Annotated in this window: 12 protein-coding genes and 1 pseudogene; 9 read left to right on the forward strand and 4 right to left on the reverse strand. The window is 40.1% G+C overall.

Annotated elements, in window-relative coordinates; all coding sequences use genetic code 11:
- On the forward strand, window positions 1-367 hold a 367-nt coding region (locus TZ92_RS09445; protein ID WP_142320615.1), incomplete at its 5' end, for an LPXTG cell wall anchor domain-containing protein.
- A gap of 451 nt (window positions 368-818) precedes the next feature.
- Window positions 819-2,924, forward strand: a complete 2,106-nt coding sequence (locus tag TZ92_RS03180; RefSeq protein ID WP_033630357.1) for an ATP-dependent Clp protease ATP-binding subunit — start codon at window positions 819-821, stop codon at window positions 2,922-2,924.
- A gap of 60 nt (window positions 2,925-2,984) precedes the next feature.
- Here the strand turns inward: TZ92_RS03180 and TZ92_RS03185 are convergent, their stop codons facing one another.
- Window positions 2,985-3,467, reverse strand: coding sequence for an S-ribosylhomocysteine lyase (locus tag TZ92_RS03185; RefSeq protein ID WP_000032544.1), 483 nt, complete (start codon window positions 3,465-3,467; stop codon window positions 2,985-2,987).
- A gap of 94 nt (window positions 3,468-3,561) precedes the next feature.
- The gene (locus TZ92_RS03190; RefSeq protein WP_033630356.1) at window positions 3,562-5,046 is read right to left on the reverse strand and encodes a DUF1846 domain-containing protein; all 1,485 of its coding nucleotides are present in this window, start codon (window positions 5,044-5,046) and stop codon (window positions 3,562-3,564) included.
- A gap of 152 nt (window positions 5,047-5,198) precedes the next feature.
- On the opposite strand from TZ92_RS03190, the gene TZ92_RS03195 reads away from it, so the two are divergent.
- The 5 genes and pseudogenes from TZ92_RS03195 to TZ92_RS03215 all read left to right on the forward strand — a co-directional run bounded on the left by TZ92_RS03195 (window position 5,199) and on the right by TZ92_RS03215 (window position 14,785).
- A complete protein-coding gene (locus TZ92_RS03195) occupies window positions 5,199-6,809 on the forward strand; it encodes a glycoside hydrolase family 13 protein (RefSeq protein ID WP_033630355.1) in 1,611 nt (536 codons plus the stop codon).
- 169 nt (window positions 6,810-6,978) lie between these two features.
- Window positions 6,979-8,946: a peptide ABC transporter substrate-binding protein gene (locus TZ92_RS03200; protein WP_033630354.1), complete on the forward strand. Its 1,968-nt coding sequence runs from the start codon at window positions 6,979-6,981 to the stop codon at window positions 8,944-8,946.
- 146 nt (window positions 8,947-9,092) lie between these two features.
- Window positions 9,093-11,054, forward strand: coding sequence for a peptide ABC transporter substrate-binding protein (locus TZ92_RS03205; protein ID WP_080702669.1), 1,962 nt, complete (start codon window positions 9,093-9,095; stop codon window positions 11,052-11,054).
- Window positions 11,055-11,270: 216 nt separating this feature from the next.
- Window positions 11,271-12,697 (forward strand): annotated as a pseudogene (cpsA, locus tag TZ92_RS03210) (LCP family glycopolymer transferase CpsA).
- Window positions 12,698-12,802: 105 nt separating this feature from the next.
- On the forward strand, window positions 12,803-14,785 hold the full coding sequence (locus TZ92_RS03215; RefSeq protein ID WP_033630353.1) for a peptide ABC transporter substrate-binding protein: 1,983 nt from the start codon (window positions 12,803-12,805) through the stop codon (window positions 14,783-14,785).
- 946 nt (window positions 14,786-15,731) lie between these two features.
- Here the strand turns inward: TZ92_RS03215 and pbp1a are convergent.
- Both pbp1a and recU read right to left on the reverse strand, forming a co-directional pair.
- Entirely contained in the window at window positions 15,732-17,915 is a 2,184-nt protein-coding gene (gene pbp1a, locus TZ92_RS03225) for a penicillin-binding protein PBP1A (RefSeq protein ID WP_033630352.1), read from the reverse strand.
- Entirely contained in the window at window positions 17,912-18,508 is a 597-nt protein-coding gene (gene recU / locus TZ92_RS03230) for a Holliday junction resolvase RecU (RefSeq protein WP_033630350.1), read from the reverse strand. The genes pbp1a and recU overlap by 4 nt, the downstream gene beginning before the upstream one ends.
- Before the next feature lie 66 nt (window positions 18,509-18,574).
- On the opposite strand from recU, the gene TZ92_RS03235 reads away from it, so the two are divergent.
- Window positions 18,575-19,102: an SLOG family protein gene (locus TZ92_RS03235; protein WP_033630348.1), complete on the forward strand. Its 528-nt coding sequence runs from the start codon at window positions 18,575-18,577 to the stop codon at window positions 19,100-19,102.
- Between the two features lie 69 nt (window positions 19,103-19,171).
- On the forward strand, window positions 19,172-19,501 hold the full coding sequence (gene gpsB / locus TZ92_RS03240; protein WP_033630347.1) for a cell division regulator GpsB: 330 nt from the start codon (window positions 19,172-19,174) through the stop codon (window positions 19,499-19,501).
- Window positions 19,502-19,516 lie beyond the last annotated feature (15 nt).

The raw sequence follows: 19,516 nt of genomic DNA on the forward strand, positions 1-19,516 counted from the left end.
TAAAGTGAATGTAGTAGATAACGGTCAAGGTCAATTGGTTGCGACTGTAGAAGATGCAGATGCAGAACGTGTCTTCAAAAACATCTACACGCCAGATCCAGCACCAACGCCAGATCCAGCACCAACGCCAGATCCAGCACCAACGCCAGATCCAGCGCCAACGCCAGATCCAGCGCCAACGCCAGATCCAGCACCAACGCCAGATCCAGCACCAACGCCAGATACACAACCAACACCTCCAGTAACTGAGGAAAAAGGTCAAGCTGAACTTCCAAACACAGGTGAAGCAACATCTATCTTCTCAGTAATTGGATTTGTAGTATTGGCATTGAGTGGATTGGTATTCTTCGTAAAACGTAAAGCTTAAGCTTTTGTAGAAGAAACATGAAACTTGGTAAGTGAGAATATTTCTTCTCTCTTAAACTTTATAGAGAAAGTCTCTAGAAAATTCGTTTTCTAGGGGCTTTTTTGTACTTCAAAAAATTTTTTTAAAAATAGTCAAATTTGGTCAAAAAACTATTGACTTTTACTGACCAATGTGATATAGTAGGAGCATAAGGAAAATGAATTCCTTAGAAAACTTCATTTTCAATGATTCTATTTCTTGAAAATGTACGATAGATACCCTAGAAAGGGGTGAGGCCTATGTTAAATCTAACAGATTTTGAAAAGAAGATGATAAAAGGCTTATTTAAGAAAGAAAAACCAGAAATTATACGTAGGGTAGCTAGTTAGCTAGTCTAAAATTTTTAAAACAAAGGTCAAAGATAGTCAATATTAGAGATCGCATATAATTAAGAATAAACGAGGTAAAGAATATGAACAACAACTTTAATAACTTTAACAACATGGATGATTTATTTAACCAATTGATGGGTGGTATGCGAGGATACAGTTCTGAAAACCGTCGCTACTTGATTAATGGACGAGAAGTGACACCTGAGGAATTTGCTCACTATCGTGCAACTGGTCAATTGCCAGGAAATGCAGAAGTTGATGGACAAATGCAACAACAGGCTTCAGGTATGAAACAAGACGGTGTCCTTGCTAAACTAGGTCGTAACTTGACAGCAGAAGCTCGTGAGGGTAAGTTGGATCCTGTTATCGGACGAAACAAGGAAATTCAAGAAACATCTGAAATCCTCTCACGTCGTACTAAAAATAATCCTGTTCTAGTCGGAGATGCAGGTGTTGGTAAGACAGCCGTTGTCGAAGGTCTAGCACAAGCGATTGTGAATGGAGATGTTCCGGCTGCCATTAAGAACAAGGAAATTATTTCTATTGATATCTCAGGTCTTGAGGCTGGTACTCAATACCGTGGTAGCTTTGAAGAAAACGTTCAAAATCTAGTCAATGAAGTGAAAGAAGCAGGAAATATTATCCTCTTCTTTGATGAAATTCACCAAATCCTCGGTGCTGGTAGTACTGGTGGAGACAGTGGATCTAAAGGTCTTGCGGATATTCTCAAACCAGCTCTCTCTCGAGGTGAGTTGACAGTGATTGGGGCAACGACTCAAGACGAATACCGTAACACCATCTTGAAAAATGCAGCTCTTGCTCGTCGTTTCAACGAAGTGAAGGTCAATGCTCCTTCAGCAGAGGATACTTTTAAAATCCTTCAAGGAATTCGTGACCTCTATCAACAACATCACAATGTTATCTTGCCAGATGAAGTCTTGAAAGCAGCAGTGGATTATTCTGTCCAATACATTCCTCAACGTAGCTTGCCAGATAAAGCTATTGACCTTGTTGATGTAACGGCAGCTCACTTGGCAGCTCAACATCCTGTAACAGATGTGCACGCTGTTGAACGGGAAATTGAAGCAGAAAAAGACAAGCAAGAAAAGGCAGTAGAAGCTGAAGATTTTGAAGCAGCTCTCAATGCTAAAACACGTATTGCAGAATTAGAGAAAAAAGTCGAAAACCACACAGAAGACATGAAAGTGACTGCAAGCATCAACGATGTGGCTGAGTCTGTAGAGCGAATGACAGGTATTCCAGTGTCACAAATGGGAGCGTCAGACATCGAACGTTTGAAAGATATGGCTCATCGCTTGGAACACAAGGTAATCGGCCAAGATAAGGCAGTAGAAGCAGTGGCTCGTGCTATCCGTCGTAACCGTGCTGGTTTTGATGAGGGCAATCGCCCAATCGGCAGCTTCCTCTTTGTAGGGCCTACTGGGGTTGGTAAGACCGAGCTCGCTAAGCAATTGGCACTGGATATGTTTGGAACTAAGGATGCGATCATCCGTTTGGATATGTCTGAATACAGCGACCGTACAGCTGTTTCTAAGCTGATCGGTACAACAGCCGGTTATGTAGGGTATGATGACAATAGCAATACCTTGACAGAACGAGTTCGTCGTAATCCTTACTCTATCATTCTCTTGGACGAAATTGAAAAGGCTGATCCTCAAGTCATTACCCTTCTCCTCCAAGTCTTGGATGATGGTCGCTTGACAGATGGTCAGGGAAATACAGTGAACTTTAAAAACACTGTCATTATCGCGACATCAAATGCTGGATTTGGCTATGAAGCCAACTTGACTGAAGATGCGGATAAACCAGAATTGATGGATCGTTTGAAACCATTCTTCCGTCCAGAGTTCCTTAACCGCTTTAACGCAGTTATCGAGTTCTCACACTTGAATAAGGAAGACCTTTCTAAGATTGTGGACTTGATGTTGGCGGAAGTCAACCAAACCTTGGCTAAGAAAGACATTAATTTGGAAGTCAGCCAAGCAGCTAAGGACTTTATCACAGAAGAAGGTTATGACGAAGTTATGGGTGTTCGTCCTCTCCGTCGCGTGGTTGAACAACAAATTCGTGATAAGGTGACGGACTTCCACTTGGATCATCTAGATGCCAAACATCTGGAAGCAGATATGGAAGATGGCGTTTTGATCATTCGAGAAAAAGCCTAACTCGCGATTTTGAGAATAAAAAAAGAAGGAACTAGCTAAAAAGCTGGTTCCTTTTTGTGTTTAGATGACATGACGCTCAAAGGCATCATCTGAAATACCTTGTTCCAGGATGAGTTTCGCCCATTCTTTGGCAGAAAAGAGGCTGTGGTCCTTGTAGTTTCCGCAAGATTCAATGGTTGTTCCAGGAACATCTTCCCAAGTAGTGGTTTCAGCAATTTCCTTGAGCGAATCCTTGATAACAGCCGCGATTTCAGCACTGGTATGGCGCCCCCACATAATCATGTGAAAACCTGTACGGCAACCAAACGGCGAACAGTCAATCATACCGTCAATGCGGGTACGAATAAGTTTGGCCAAGAGGTGCTCGATAGTGTGAAGGCCAGCAGTAGGGATAGAGTCTTCGTTTGGCTGCACCAAGCGAATATCAAAGTTGGAGATGATATCTCCTTTTGGCCCTGTTTCTTCTCCAATCAAGCGAACATAGGGTGCTTTAACGATAGTGTGGTCAAGCTCAAAACTTTCAACAATAACTTCTTTTGACATGGTAAATCCTTTCAGTTTTCTTCTTTCATTATATCATAAAGATTGCTCTTGAAACAGAGAGAAAACCTCTCCGAGAGTGGAGAGGTTGAAATCTTTACTTACGATACAAGCGATCGTATTGGTAGTATGGATCAAAGGTTACGTTGATGCCTAGTTTGCGAAGGACATTCTTGTCTTCATCGGTCAAGATGATGGTTGAGTGAGCTTCGCTTCCTTTGAGGTTACCAAGTTCCTTCATTGCACGTGCAGCATCAGGATTTTCCATGGCTGTGATTGCAAGTGCAATCAAGATTTCATTTGAGTGGAGGCGAGGATTGCGGCTGCCGAGATGGTTAATCTTGAGACCTTGAATTGGTTTGACGACTTCTGGCTCGATTAATTTTACTTCCTTAGCGATGTCAGCTGATTTTTTGATGGCATTGATCAAGGCAGCAGCTGTAGGACCAAAGAGCTCTGAGTTTTTACCAGTTACGATTTCCCCATTTGGCAATTCAAGGGCTAGGGCAGGGCCACCAGTTTCTTCTGCTTTTTGGCGTGCAGCGACAGCAACATTACGGTCTGCAGGTGTGATGCCGAGGTCGTTCATGAGCAGTTCAATCTTCTTGACAGCAGTTTCCCCGACTTTTTCAGCTTTAAAATCAAGTACAGTTTGATAGTAGCGACGGATGATTTCTTGTTTTGAAGCTTCGATAGCAGCTTCATGATCTGTAATAGCGAAACCAACCATGTTGACACCCATGTCTGTTGGTGAAGCGTATGGAGATTCACCTAGGATACGTTCCAACATACGTTTGAGCACTGGGAAGATTTCGATATCACGGTTGTAATTGACAGTAGTTTCTCCGTAAGTTTGAAGATGGAAGGGGTCAATCATGTTGACATCATCAAGGTCTGCGGTTGCAGCCTCGTAGGCCAAGTTGACCGGATGATGAAGGGGAAGATTCCAAACTGGGAAGGTTTCAAACTTAGCGTAACCAGACTTGATGCCATTGAGTTGGTCATGGTACATATTGGACATACAAGTTGCTAATTTTCCAGAACCAGGTCCAGGAGCAGTTACAACAATCAAGTTGCGACTAGTTTTGATGTAGTCGTTTTTCCCCATACCTTCTGGAGAAATGATGTGGTCCATATCAGTCGGGTATCCTTTGATTGGATAATGAAGATAGGAATCAATCCCGTTTTTATCTAACTGGTTGCGGAAGGCATCTGCAGCTGGTTGACCAGCGTATTGTGTGATGACAACCGAGCCAACAAAAATTCCCAGCTCATTGAATTTGTCAATCAAACGAAGAACTTCTTGGTCATAAGAAATGCCTAGGTCGCCACGCGCTTTAGAATGCTCGATGTTGCTAGCATTAATGGCGATCACAACTTCAACCTGCTCTTTCAATTCTTGCAAGAGCTTGATTTTATTGTCAGGCTCATAACCAGGAAGGACTCGAGCAGCGTGGAAATCTTCTAACATTTTGCCACCAAACTCCAAGTAGAGCTTGCCGTCAAATTGGTTAATGCGCTCCAAAATGTGGTCGCGCTGTAGATTCAAATATTGTTCAGAACTAAAAGCTTGTTTTTTCATTTTTTTACCTCTGACCTCTATTATAATAAAAAATTGGAAGATAGGAAACTATGGAGTCAAAAAAGAAATTAAAAAGATTGGGCAAACGCTTGCACTAAGTTTTAAAAAGCGCTATCATAGACTATAGATTATTAAAATAATGAGGTAAGAAGATGCAAGAAAAATGGTGGCACAATGCCGTAGTCTATCAAGTCTATCCCAAGAGTTTTATGGACAGCAACGGAGATGGGATTGGTGATTTACAAGGAATTACTAGTAAGTTGGACTATCTAGCCAAGTTGGGAATCACAGCGATTTGGCTTTCTCCTGTTTATGATAGTCCTATGGATGATAATGGCTATGATATTGCTGATTATCAAGCAATTGCAGCTATTTTCGGGACTATGGAGGACATGGACCAACTCATCGCAGAAGCTAAGAAGCGTGACATTCGAATTATCATGGACTTGGTGGTCAATCATACCTCGGATGAACACGCCTGGTTTGTCGAGGCATGTGAAAATCCTGACAGCCCCGAACGAGACTACTATATCTGGCGAGATGAGCCCAATGATTTGGAGTCTATCTTTAGTGGGTCTGCTTGGGAATACGATGAAAAGTCAGGTCAATACTATCTCCACTTTTTTAGCAAGAAACAGCCCGATCTCAACTGGGAGAATGAAAAACTGCGCCAGAAAATTTACGAGATGATGAACTTCTGGATTGATAAAGGCATTGGTGGTTTCCGTATGGATGTCATTGATATGATTGGAAAGATTCCTGATGAGAAAGTAGTCAATAACGGTCCTATGCTCCATCCCTATCTCAAGGAGATGAACCAAGCCACCTTTGGTGACAAAGATCTCTTGACGGTAGGAGAGACCTGGGGTGCAACGCCAGAGATTGCTAAACTCTACTCGGATCCAAAGGGACAAGAATTGTCTATGGTCTTCCAGTTTGAACACATCTGTCTTCAGTATCAGGAAGGGCAACCTAAGTGGCACTACCAAAAAGAGTTAAATGTAGGGAAGTTAAAAGAAATTTTCAACAAATGGCAGACTGAGTTAGGAGTTGATGACGGCTGGAATTCCCTCTTCTGGAATAACCATGACCTCCCTCGCATCGTCTCTATCTGGGGAAATGACCAAGAATACCGCGAAAAATCTGCCAAAGCCTTTGCAATCTTGCTTCATCTCATGAGAGGGACTCCTTATATCTACCAGGGTGAGGAGATTGGGATGACCAACTATCCATTTGAAACACTGGATCAAGTAAAAGATATTGAATCCCTCAACTATGCGCGTGAAGCTCTTGAAAAAGGCGTTTCAATAGAAGAAATCATGGACAGCATCCGTGTCATTGGTCGTGATAATGCACGTACTCCGATGCAATGGGATGAAAGCAAAAATGCTGGTTTCTCAACAGGTCAACCTTGGTTGGCAGTTAATCCAAACTACGAAAAAATCAACGTTCAAGAAGCACTGGCAAATCCAGAATCTATTTTCTATACTTATCAAAAACTCGTTAAAATCCGTAAGGAGAACAGCTGGCTGATTCGCGCTGAATTTGAATTGCTTGATACGGTAGATAAGGTCTTTGCTTATATCCGCAAAGATGGAGACCGACGTTTCTTAGTTGTGGCTAACTTGTCCAATGAAAAACAAAACTTTTCAGTAGAAGGAAGAGTTAAGTCAATCTTGATTGAAAACACTACTGCTAAAGAAGCAGTTGAAAAACAAACCTTGGCACCATGGGATGCCTTCTGTGTGGAACTAACGGATTAAAATAAGTGAACCTCAAGCCTTTGATGCTTGAGGTTCTTTTGCTGAAAAATATATAGAAAACCCTTTAAAAAATATTTGTTAGAATTTTCTAAAAAATCTAGCGAAAGTCCTTGCTTTTATGAAAAAATAGGGTATAATGGTGAAAACACTATCTTTAAGGAGATTACTTATGAAATCGAAAAAGTGGCTCTTAGGAGCAGGTGCTGTTTTGAGTGCAGCCCTACTGTTAACTGCTTGTGGGCAAAGTGAAAAGAAAGCGGATGCTCCCAAAACATTCTCTTATGTCTACGCTATGGATCCATCTTCTTTGGACTATAGTGTGACGAGCAAGAGCTCAACCTCTGATGTTATAGCAAACGTTGTCGATGGTCTTTTGGAAAATGATAAGTATGGGAACTTAATTCCATCACTTGCAGAAGATTGGTCTGTTTCAAAGGATGGTTTGACTTACACCTACAAACTTCGTAAGGGTGTAAAATGGTATACTTCTGATGGAGAAGAATACGCTGAAGTTAAGGCCAAAGACTTTGTTACTGGGCTTAAACATGCTGCTGACGGAAAATCAGATGGTCTTTCTTTGATTCAGGATTCTATCAAAGGTTTGGCAGAGTATGTTAGTGGTGAGAGCAATGATTTCTCTACCGTAGGAGTTAAGGCTGTTGATGATTATACGGTAGAATATACGCTCAACAAACCAGAGAGTTTCTGGAACTCTAAGGTCACAACTGCAACCATGCTCCCAGTTAATGAAGAATTTTTGAATTCTAAAGGGAGCGACTACGGTGCACCAACCCCATCAGGTATCCTATACAATGGTCCTTATTTCTTGAAATCATTGACTTCAAAATCAGTCATTGAATATGAAAAGAATCCAAACTACTGGGATAAGGACAATGTTAAGATTGACAATATTAAACTAACTTTCTACGATGGATCAGACCAAGAATCTTTGATTCGTAGCTTTACACAAGGAGCTTATACAACAGCTCGTCTCTTCCCAACAAGCTCAAACTTTGAGTCAACTAAACAAGAGTACGGCGATAAGATTGTTTACAGTCCACAAGAAGCAACAAGCTACTACCTCACTGTTAACGTAAACCGCCAATCTTATAATAAAACAGCTAAAACAGACGAAGCTCAAAAAACATCAACGAAAGAAGCTCTTCTCAACAAGAACTTCCGTCAGGCGCTGAACTTTGCCCTTGACCGTCATTCTTATACTGCTCAGTTGAATGGTGAAGAAGGTGCGAACAAGATTATCCGTAACAGCCTAGTGCCACATGACTACGTTCAAGTGGGTGAAAAAACCTTTGGAGAGTTGGCGCAGGCAGAGCTCGTTTCATATGGAGACCAGTGGAAAGATGTAGCCCTTACAGATGGCAAGGATACGATTTACAGTCCTGAAAAAGCTAAGGCAGCCTTTGCAAAAGCCAAGGAAGAATTGCAAGCCAAGGGTGTTACCTTCCCAATCCATTTGGATATCCCGGTTGAGCAAACAGATGTAATCGCGGTTCAACAAACCAACTCACTCAAGCAGTCTATCGAATCGTCACTTGGTACTGAAAATGTCATTGTCGATGTCCTTCAAATGACAGATAATGAAAAAATGAGCATTACGTCCCAAGCTAAGGTTCCATCTCAAAAAGACTACGACTTGAATGGAACTGGTTGGGGACCAGACTATCAAGACCCAGCTACCTACCTAAACATTCTTGATGCTAAGAAGGGTTCTGCCCTTAAACACTTGGGGATCACTCGTGGAAAAGATCCAGAAGTAATGGCTCAAGTCGGTCTAGACGAATACAAGAAACTCTTGGATGATGCCGCAGCTGAAACAAGCGACCTCAATAAGCGTTACGAAAAATATGCCAAAGCGCAAGCTTGGGTGTCTGATAGCTCGCTCTTGATTCCAGTTGCTTCTTCAGGTGGTTCTCCAACTGTTAGCCGAACTGTACCATTCACAAAAGCATACTCTCAAGTCGGAATCAAGGGAGACCCATTTGTGTTCAAAGGTTTGGAGTTGCAAAATGACGTTGTGACTGCAAAAGAATACGAAGAAGCCTTCAAGAAATGGCAACAAGAAAAAATCGAGACAAATGCCAAATACCAAAAAGAACTTGAAAAACACGTCAAGTAATCTATAAATAGAAAAGGAAGTTGCAGGAAACTGTGCTTCCTTTTTTGTTTTAGACACCAGTTGTCATAAAAGCAGTAACTTTACATTTTTGAATAAATTTGATAAAATATAGTTATGTTATAAAAAGTGACATAAAGGAGTGAATGATGATCAAAATGAAAAAAAGACTAATCGGGACAGGTCTTGTCTTAGCGACAGGGATTTTGCTCTCGGCATGTGGACAGTCCAACACAGATACTAGCACTTATTCATCAACATTTAGTGCGAATCCAACAACTTTTAACTATCTTCTAGATTATTATGCAGATAACACTGCCGTTATTACCAATCTCGTAGATGGTTTGTTAGAAAATGACAGCTATGGGAACCTCGTACCTGCTCTTGCGGAGGATTGGTCTGTTTCATCAGATGGTTTGACCTATACCTACAAGCTTAGAAAAGATGCCAAGTGGTATACAGCCGACGGTGAGGAATATGCTTCAGTTAAAGCTCAGGATTTTGTCACTGGGATCAAATATGCCGCGGACAACAAGGGGCAAGCCATGGATCTGATCCAAAATTCAATCAAGGGATTGAATGACTATGTGACGGGTGTGACCAATGACTTTTCAACTGTCGGTGTCAAAGCCTTGGATGATTACACAGTCGAGTACACTTTGACTCGACCAGAACCGTATTGGAATTCAAAGACAACCAATAGTATCCTTTTCCCAGTCAACGAAGAGTTCTTGAAATCAAAGGATAAAGATTTTGGTACCTTGACACCAGACAGTATCCTTTATAATGGTCCATATCTGTTAAAAGATTTCACATCAAAATCTTCGATCGAATATGTGAAGAATCCACACTATTATGACCATGATAAAGTAACCATTGAAAAAGTTAAGTTAGCTTACTTTGATGGGTCAGATCAGGAGATGACCATTCGAAACTTTGGAAGTGGTGCTTACTCGATTGCAGGAGTCTATCCAAATAGTTCGAACTATGCTAAGACAAAAGAAAAATACCAAGACAATATCGTCTATAGCTTACAAGACAAGACATCTTGGTACTTTAACTTTAACGTCAACCGCAAAACCTATAATCATACCGCTAAAACAACGGATGAACAAAAGAAATCAGCTCAAACAGCTATCTTAAATAAAAATTTCCGTCAAGCTATCAACTTTGGTATTGATCGAACAGCCTACTCTGCTCAATCTAACGGTGAAGAAGCAGCGAGCAAAACCCTTCGTAATACTCTAGTTCCTCCAACATTTGTCCAGGTGGGAGATAAGACCTTTGGAGAAGTAACAGCTTCTAAGCTTGTGAACTACGGAACTGAGTGGTCAGGTATCAATTTGGCAGATGCTCAAGATGCCTACTTTAACAAGGAAAAGGCCCAAGCAAAATTTGCGGAAGCTAAAAAGGAATTGGAAGCCCAAGGCGTGACTTTCCCAATCCATTTGGATGTCCCTGTTGATCAGACGAATAAAAATGCGGTTTCTGGTATGAACTCGGTTAAACAAACCCTTGAAACAGTACTAGGTTCTGACAATATCGTTGTTGATGTTCAACAGCTTTCTACAGATGACTTTGGAAATGTTGCTTTCCTAGCACCAAATCCAGCAGCTCGTGACTACGACCTAAACTTTGATGGTTGGGTTGGTGATTACCAGGATCCATCGACTTATTTAGACCCCTTCAATGCTGAAACTGGCTTCTATCTCAAGATTTTTGGTCTTGATGCCAAGGAAGACCAAGAGCTCATTAAGAGTTTGGGGCTCGATACCTATACACAACTCCTGAAAGAAGCAGATGCTGAGAATAAAGATGTCGCTAAGCGTTATGAAAAATACGCTGAAGCTCAAGCTTGGATGATTGACAATTCTCTAGTTATGTCTGCTATGTCAAATGGTGGTACAGCCTCTGTAACCAAAGTAACTCCGTTTACACGTGCCTACTCCCTAGTGGGAATCAAGGGTGACGGAAATAATTATAAGTACATGAGATTACAAAAAGACCCTGTTACCAAGAAACAATTTGATGAAGCCAAGGCTAAGTGGGAAGCAGAAAGTAAAAAGGCTATCGAAAAGAGCCAAAAAGAGTTTGAAAACCACGTAAAATAAGATTACAGACAAGGTTGCCCCTGAGCGCCTTGTCTTTTTGTGTAGAATCGCATTCGTAAGTTTGGTCAAATTTTAGTGTAATTTATTTGGCCAAATTTTAGTGTGATTTAAGAGAACAAAAGCGAATGAAAACGCTAAAAATTGTGAGTTAGATGTATGGTATTTCTTGTGTAATTGTGATATAATAGCTCAGATTATAATGTACGGGAGATATTTATGAGTAGACGTTCAAAGAGAGCTCGTTTAGGGAATGTGAAGCGAAATTTTAATATAGTTTTAGCAACCATTTATTATTGAGTGGTTTTTTGTTGTTCTTAATTTTCAAACATAATATCCTAGCTTTTCGGTACCTCAATATCCTTACTGCGGTTCTTATTTTTATTTCTGCTGTAATTGCAATCCTTCTGATAGTGTATAAAAAAGCCGAGAAGTTTACGGTTTTCTTTTTGACACTTGCTATCGTAGTTAGTTCGGTTTCTCTCTATGCTTTGCAACAGTTTGTCGGTTTTACCAATCATATCAATGCGACCTCAAACTACTCAGAGTATTCGATGAGTGTGGTCGTTTTGAAAGATAGTGAAATCAGTAATGTGACTCAGTTAGAGAGTGTAACAGGTCCGACTGAAACAGATAATGATAATATCCAAAAGTTGGTGGCGGATATTAAGACGACGCAAAATAAAGACTTGACAGTTGAACAGAGTGCTTCTTATCTAGCAGCTTATAAGAGTCTGATTTCTGGCGAAACGAAAGCAATTGTCTTAAATAGTGTCTTTGAAAATATCATTGAAGCAGAGTATCCAGATTATGCTTCAAAAATCAAAAAAATCTATACAAAAAAATTAACTAAGGATGTTGCGGCACCAAAGGTATCAAAGAATAAAGCTTTCAATATTTATGTGAGTGGTATTGATACCTATGGTCCGATTAGTTCCGTTTCGCGTTCAGATGTGAACATTTTGATGACTGTGAACCGAGATACCAAGAAAATCCTTCTGACTACAACGCCTCGAGATTCCTATGTTCCGATTGCGGATGGGGGAAATAATCAAAAGGATAAATTGACTCATGCGGGGATTTATGGAGTGGACTCGTCGATTCATACTTTGGAAAATCTCTATGGTGTAGATATTAATTACTATGTTCGTTTGAACTTTACCTCTTTCTTGAAGTTGATTGACCTTCTAGGTGGAATTGATGTCTATAATGATCAGGAGTTTACAGCACATACTAACGGGAAGTATTATCCTGTTGGGAATGTTCATTTAGACTCTGAGCAGGCTCTTGGTTTTGTCCGTGAGCGCTACTCTCTAGCAGATGGAGATCGAGATCGTGGTCGGAACCAACAAAAGGTTATTGTAGCTGTTATTCAGAAGTTGACGTCAACTGAGGCTTTAAAAAACTACGATAACATCATCAAGGGATTGCAAGATTCTCTTCAGACCAATATGCCTTTGGAAACTATGATGGATCTGGTTAATACTCAATTGGAGAGTGGCGGGAACTACAAAGTCAACTCTCAAGACTTGAAGGGAACTGGACGCACGGATCTTCCTTCATACGCTATGCCAGATGGTAACCTCTACATGATGGAAATTGACGAAAGTAGCTTGACTGCTGCCAAATCTGCTATCAATGATTAACATATTTTTCAGAATTTACCAAAGTAATTCAAAAATTCTGAAAATTTTATTGACATGTTTCTGAAAAGGGACTATAATGGGGTGGAAGTTTTAAAGGAGAAAACAATGAAAAGTTCAAAACTACTTGCCCTTGCGGGTGTGACGTTATTGGCAGCTGCGACTCTTGCAGCCTGCTCTGGATCAAGTTCAAATGCTAAAGGTGAGAAAACATTCTCATACATTTACGAAACGGATCCTGATAACCTAAACTATTTGACAACTGGTAAGGCAGCTACAGCAAATATTACTAGCAACGTTATCGATGGTTTGCTTGAAAATGACCGCTACGGTAACTTTGTACCATCTATGGCTGAGGATTGGTCTGTATCTAAGGATGGATTGACTTACACGTATACACTCCGAAAGGATGCAAAATGGTATACATCTGAAGGTGAGGAGTATGCAGAAGTTAAAGCTCAAGACTTTGTAACTGGTCTTAAGTATGCTGCTGATAAGAAATCAGATGGTCTTTACCTGGTTCAGGAATCTATCAAGGGATTGGATGCCTATGTCAAAGGAGAAATTACAGATTTTTCTCAAGTAGGAATCAAAGCTCTTGATGATTATACCGTTCAATACACATTGAACAAGCCAGAAAGTTTCTGGAATTCTAAGACAACAATGGGTGTTCTGGCTCCTGTTAATGAAGAATTTTTGAACTCTAAAGGGGATGACTTTGCTAAAGGTACGGACCCAAGCAGCATTCTCTATAATGGACCATTCTTACTCAAATCAATCGTAGCCAAATCATCAGTCGAGTTCGAAAAGAATCCAAACTATTGGGATAAAGACAATGTCCATCTTGATAAAGTGAAATTATCCTTCTGGGATGGCCAAGATACTAATAAGCCAACTGAAGCTTTCAAAGACGGTAGCTTTACAATGGCTCGTCTCTTCCCAACAAGTGCTAGTTACTCAGAGACTGAAAAAACATTCAAAGACAATATCGTTTATACCCAACAAGATTCTACTACTTATTTAGTAGGCACAAATATCGATCGTCAGTCTTATAAGTACACTTCTAAGACAACAGATGAGGAAAAAACATCAACCAAGAAGGCCCTTTTGAATAAGGACTTCCGTCAAGCTATTGCATTTGGTTTTGATAGAACAGCCTACGCTTCTCAAGTAAATGGTGCAAGCGGGGCTACTAAACTGCTTCGTAACTTATTTGTTCCCCCTACATTTGTACAGGCAGATGGGAAAAACTTTGGGGAATTAGTTAAGGAAAAATTGGTGACCTATGGAGATGAGTGGAGCAAGGTAAACTTGGATGATGCCCAAGATGGACTCTACAATCCTGACAAAGCCAAAGCAGAATTCGCTAAAGCTAAGACAGCCCTTCAAGCGGAAGGTGTGAAATTCCCAATCCACTTGGATATGCCTGTAGATCAAACCAATACAACAAAAGTTCAACGTGTTCAATCTTTTAAACAGTCAGTTGAAGAAAATCTAGGATCAGATAATGTGGTTATCGATATCCAACAGCTCCAAAAAGACGATGTTCAAAACATTACCTACTTCGCTGAAACTGCGGCTGGAGAAGACTGGGATATCTCAGATAACGTGGGTTGGTCTCCAGACTATATCGATCCATCTACTTATCTTGATATTATCAAACCATCTGTAGGGGAAAATACAAAGACTTACCTAGGATTTGACTCAGGAACAAACAACGCTGCGGCTAAGCAAGTTGGTTTAGAAGATTACGAAAAAATGGTTGTGGAAGCTGGGGAAGAAACTACTGACGTTTCAAAACGTTATGAAAAATATGCTGCTGCCCAAGCTTGGTTGACAGACAGTGCCTTGCTCATCCCAACAACTTCTCAAACTGGTCGTCCAATGTTGTCTAAGATGGTTCCATTTACACTTCCATTTGCATACTCTGGTAACAAGGGTATGAGTGAAGCCCTTTTGTACAAATATCTAGAAGTACAAGATAAGGCAGTGACAACAGAAGAATACCAAAAAGCTCAAGAAAAATGGTTGAAAGAAAAAGAAGAGTCAAATAAAAAGGCCCAAGAAGATCTCGCAAACCATGTGAAATAACTTTAAAAAAGTAAAGGATTTAGCCATCGACATGATGGTTAAGTCCTTTTTGCCTAAATTATTTTTCTAATTTTATCTCCATGATATCTGTAATAGGTTTATTTAGTATAGATATTACAGAATTTTTTAATATTGAGAACACTCATAAAATTTTAAATACGTTATTTACCTCAAATTTATCAGTAAATGAAATCATATAAAATAACTAAAAGAACTTAGAATGCCTTGAAAAAGTAATAAAAAGTCGCTTTCAATTTGCAAGAAGCGCCCGTCTGAAAAAAGTGGTAAATGATTAATTTTATATTTTATTTAATATACTCTTAGTGAACTGCACCCCAAAAGTTAGATAGCAAAAATCTAACTTTTGGGGTGTTTTATTATGAAATTGAGTTTTGAAGATAAAGTTCAAATCTATAAACTAAGAAAACAAGAACAAAGATTTAGACATCTTTTAAAAAAATTTGGTGAGGATGCTTCTTGTCTAAGGTACATGGTGAAATTAATTGACCATTATGGAATATAAATCGTCAAAAAAGAAAGGACGAATTTCATCCTTTCTAGATCTAGCTTTTCTTCAACCCACTACAGTTGACAAAGAGCCTTTTTATTTGTATGAATGTCAAAAAGAGAGAACAATATTTGTTCTCTCTTGATGTGTGTTATTCAATCTTTACTACAATTGACAATAAAACAAGTTTTAGTAAATGATTAGACTTGTATTAGAGTTTAGTCTAGACAAGAATATATAACTTTATCATTGAAATTTAAAATTCTTCTTAATGGTTGTACATCTTGTTTTAACCAAAAATCATCTAGTTTTTCTTAACAAAGAAGAAGATTTTAGTAATAATTAATGATATGGGCTTTAACCCCACAGTAGATTATGGTTAGATCAGTGATAACACCGTGCTTAAGAGTGCTTGCAATACTTTTAAACTGGGTTTAACTACTGTCTTCGTGGTTGTACTTGGGGTGTTTGATTTTGCACATTAGTTCTTGGGTTTGGTTGTTGAGTATTGTTCTCGCTCGCACCCGAATTTGGAGTTGTTGTACTTGATTGTGTACTAGAAGTCTCTGAAGTTGAGCTAGAGCTTTCAGTTGTCGGACTTTCAGTTGTAGGGCTTTCAGGTGTTGGACTTTGCTGAGGAGCAGGAGTAGTCCACGCAGGACGTGCACCTTTTTTAAAGACGAATTCTCCACCTCTGTAGAGTCCTTCTGGCATAGTCCAGTCGCCAGGATGATCATCTTCAGATAGATAAGTCATCATCGAACGGTAAACCTTAGCAGCAACATAGAAGCCATCACCAACAATAGGAGTCAGGCGGTTCGAGTAACCAGTCCAAACGGCCATTGAATATTTACGAGTATAGCCAACGAACATTTCGTCTGGAGCTACATAACCTGTGTTCTTGACGTAGTTTTCAATCTCATCATCTGTGTAGTTTGATGTACCAGTTTTACCAGCTTGTGGCAACCATGGGAGGTAGGCTCCTCGACCAGTTCCATATGCTAGGACAGTTTTCATCATATCCGTCATCATATAGGATGTTGTCTCTTTCATGGCACGAGTACCAGGATCAGAGAATTCTTTTGAACTGCCATCACTGAAGACAATTTTGTTGATATACATCGGCTTGCGGTAGATACCACCGTTAGCAAAAGCTGCGTAAGCAGCAGCCATCTTTTCGCTACTTGCTCCATACTTTTTGTTAGATTCAGCTGTATTACTTGAAATGGCATTTGCATAGTGCATATCTGGATAGTCAATACCAAGTCCATTTAGGAAGGTTTTGGCTCTGTCTAAACCAACTTTATTCAAGGTTTCTACGGCTGTAACGTTCCGTGATTGTTGGAGCGCATATTGGATGGTGATATTTCCAAAATAACTTCTATCCCAGTTGTAAACAGGGGTATCTGTTCCAGGATAGTTATAAGGAACATCATGTACAATCGAAGCAGTTGAATCATAGATGTCATACTCTAAGGCAGGAGCATAGTCTGTGATTGGCTTCATGGTAGAACCCCAGTCACGGTTGGTTTCAACAGCTTGGTTGATTCCGAAGGAAACATTGCTTGATTGGTGACGAGAACCTAACTGAGCAATAACTTTCCCGTTTGTCACATCCACAATCGTTGAAGCTACTTGCATTTCATCATCTGGATAGTTGACATACTCGTCGGTATTGTAGATATCCCAGAGATGTTGTTGAACTTTAGGATCAACGTTGGTGTAGACATCCATACCAGTCGTTAAGAGGTTGTAGCCTGTTTCTTGTTCGACTTGATCGATCACCTCTTTGAGATAGTTGTCCATGTATGGAGGATAACTATTAGCCGATTTTAGACTTTGAAGTCCGTCTGTGATCGGAGTATTAATCGCTTTTTCATATTGCTCAGCTGTAATGTAACCTTGCCCCTTCATCTCAGAGAGGACGAGATTACGACGTTCTTGAGCAGCTTCTGGATGCGAGTATGGATCATACTGGTTTGGCGCCTGAGGCATCCCGGCAAGGAGAGCCAGTTGAGGAATACTTAAATCTTTGAGATCCTTGCCATAGTAACTTTGGGCAGCTGTCTGCATTCCGTAATTACCGTTTGACATGTAAACCTTGTTGATGTAGTAGGTCAAGATCTCTTGTTTAGTCGCTTTTTGTTCTAGCTGAACGGCTAACCAAGCTTCCTGAGCCTTACGAGAAAGGGTTTGGTCAGAAGTTGACGTAGAGAAATAGGTTAACTTGATCAACTGCTGTGTCAAGGTGGAAGCTCCTTGCAGACCTCCACCACCACGAAGGTTTCGTAGGGTAGCACCTAGGATACGGATCGTGTCGATTCCTCGGTGATTAAAGAACCGATGGTCCTCAATCGAAACAATAGCGTTGACCAAATCGGTCGGTATTTCGTTTGCTTGGGCATTGACTCGACGTTCCGATCCAAGATCAGCGATAAGCTCGTCATTGCTATCATAGATCTTACTTGACGTTGTAGCAACTAGTTTACTTTCAGAAAGTTCTGGAGCCTTGCTAACATAGTAGAGGAAGAGACCTCCACCAAGCATTACAGCTGCGATAAATACAGTTAAGAGACTGATGCTGACATACTTAGCTATTCGCAGAAAAGTTTGTTTGTTCATCTTGTTTTACCACCTAGTAAATGTTCTTTGATAATGTCGAGATAGGGAATTTGAGGAAAGGCACCCGGCTCAATCTTATATCCATTTTCTCGAATATATCCAAGTGGCATTGACTTCTGTCCCTTATCTTGATGATAGAAACGGATGAGGTCAATAGCCGGCAATAAGTAGGTTTCTTGCTGAGAAGAAAAGTGAAGGAGTACAAAGCAGATTCCTTGCTGGGCAAGGACTTGTTCCATATGTTGGATCTGATGGAGATGAAAATTCTTCATCGGTATCGCATGTTTTTGCCTGGTTTCCTTTGCTTCAAAGTCGATGTAGTATCCATCATAAACCCCTGAATAGTCAGTAGTTGAGGCTTGTCTAAAGTAGGCTTCAACGATCTTGGCTCGACTTCGTTGGGGATAGTCAACACGTACGATTTGGATGGGAGTCGGTTTCTTGTGAATAACAGCTAACCCATGCGACAAATAGTAGTCGTTCGTAGCATTGATCATCTTTTCAAAAGACATTCCCCGATTTGCGAAATTTTTAGTTTGTGACAGGGGGGCTTGTCTCTTTTGAGATGAAATTTTATGTGGATAGTTGACCATAATTCTCCTTATTGGTACAATAACATCACTCTATTATATCATAAATTTACAAAGAAAGGGTTAAAAATGACATCAGCCTTGATTTTAGGCTATTCGGCCTTCGACCTTGGTCTCTTTAATGACAAGGATATTCGCGTTGATATTATCAAAACAGCCATTCGGAGAGACCTGGAACGTCTAGCAGAGGATGGGGTGACTTGGCTTGTCTTTACAGGGACTTTGGGCTTTGAGTACTGGGCGCTTCAGGTGGCAAAAGACATGAAAGCAAACTATGGATTTCAGCTGGCGACCATTTTTGATTTTGAAACCCATGGCAGTAATTGGAATGAAGCAAATCAAGCAAAATTGAGTGAGTTCAAGCAGGTTGATTTTGTCAAATACGCCTATCCACAATATGAGCACAAGGGACAATTACGCGATTATCAAATATTTCTGCTGGAAAATACAGATACTTGTTACCTTTTTTACGACGAAGAAAACGAAACCAAGTTACGATATTTTTACCAAATGATGAAAAATCAAGCGGACTATGTTACAAGAAGATTAACATTTGAGGACTTGAATGAAATAGTAGAAAATTTTTCTGAAAAGTAAGCCTTTGACCTTGATTTTTACTTGTCTTTTTTTATATAATAATACTAGTAACCCAGAATGGAGAGAGACATGGCAAGTATTATATTTTCAGCGAAAGATATTTTTGAACAAGACTTCGGACGTGAAGTTCGTGGATACAGCAAAGCAGAGGTAGATGAATTCCTAGACGATGTGATTAAGGATTATGAAACCTACGCAGCTTTGGTCAAATCCCTTCGTCAAGAGATTGCTGATTTGAAAGAAGAATTATCTCATAAACCACAGGTAGCGCCAACTCAACCAGACTCTATTGAAGTAACAGCTTCTACTTCAATGACAAACTTTGATATTTTGAAACGCTTAAATCGTCTCGAAAAAGAAGTATTTGGTAAGCAAATCTTAGACAACCAAGATTTATAATTGACTAAGGAATGA

Origin of the sequence: Streptococcus oralis subsp. oralis, assembly GCF_000960035.1 — a bacterium.
Taxonomy (GTDB): Bacteria; Bacillota; Bacilli; order Lactobacillales; family Streptococcaceae; genus Streptococcus; species Streptococcus oralis_G.

Bases quoted from the DNA above. Each gene is read 5' to 3' on its own strand.
- TZ92_RS03205 (WP_080702669.1), top strand. From the start codon at position 9,093: ATGATCAAAATGAAAAAAAGACTAATCGGGACAGGTCTTGTCTTAGCG.
- TZ92_RS03215 (WP_033630353.1), top strand. From the start codon at position 12,803: ATGAAAAGTTCAAAACTACTTGCCCTTGCGGGTGTGACGTTATTGGCA.
- TZ92_RS03185 (WP_000032544.1), bottom strand. From the start codon at position 3,467: ATGTCAAAAGAAGTTATTGTTGAAAGTTTTGAGCTTGACCACACTATC.
- TZ92_RS03180 (WP_033630357.1), top strand. From the start codon at position 819: ATGAACAACAACTTTAATAACTTTAACAACATGGATGATTTATTTAAC.
- recU (WP_033630350.1), bottom strand. From the start codon at position 18,508: ATGGTCAACTATCCACATAAAATTTCATCTCAAAAGAGACAAGCCCCC.
- TZ92_RS03190 (WP_033630356.1), bottom strand. From the start codon at position 5,046: ATGAAAAAACAAGCTTTTAGTTCTGAACAATATTTGAATCTACAGCGC.
- TZ92_RS03235 (WP_033630348.1), top strand. From the start codon at position 18,575: ATGACATCAGCCTTGATTTTAGGCTATTCGGCCTTCGACCTTGGTCTC.
- gpsB (WP_033630347.1), top strand. From the start codon at position 19,172: ATGGCAAGTATTATATTTTCAGCGAAAGATATTTTTGAACAAGACTTC.
- pbp1a (WP_033630352.1), bottom strand. From the start codon at position 17,915: ATGAACAAACAAACTTTTCTGCGAATAGCTAAGTATGTCAGCATCAGT.
- TZ92_RS03195 (WP_033630355.1), top strand. From the start codon at position 5,199: ATGCAAGAAAAATGGTGGCACAATGCCGTAGTCTATCAAGTCTATCCC.
- TZ92_RS03200 (WP_033630354.1), top strand. From the start codon at position 6,979: ATGAAATCGAAAAAGTGGCTCTTAGGAGCAGGTGCTGTTTTGAGTGCA.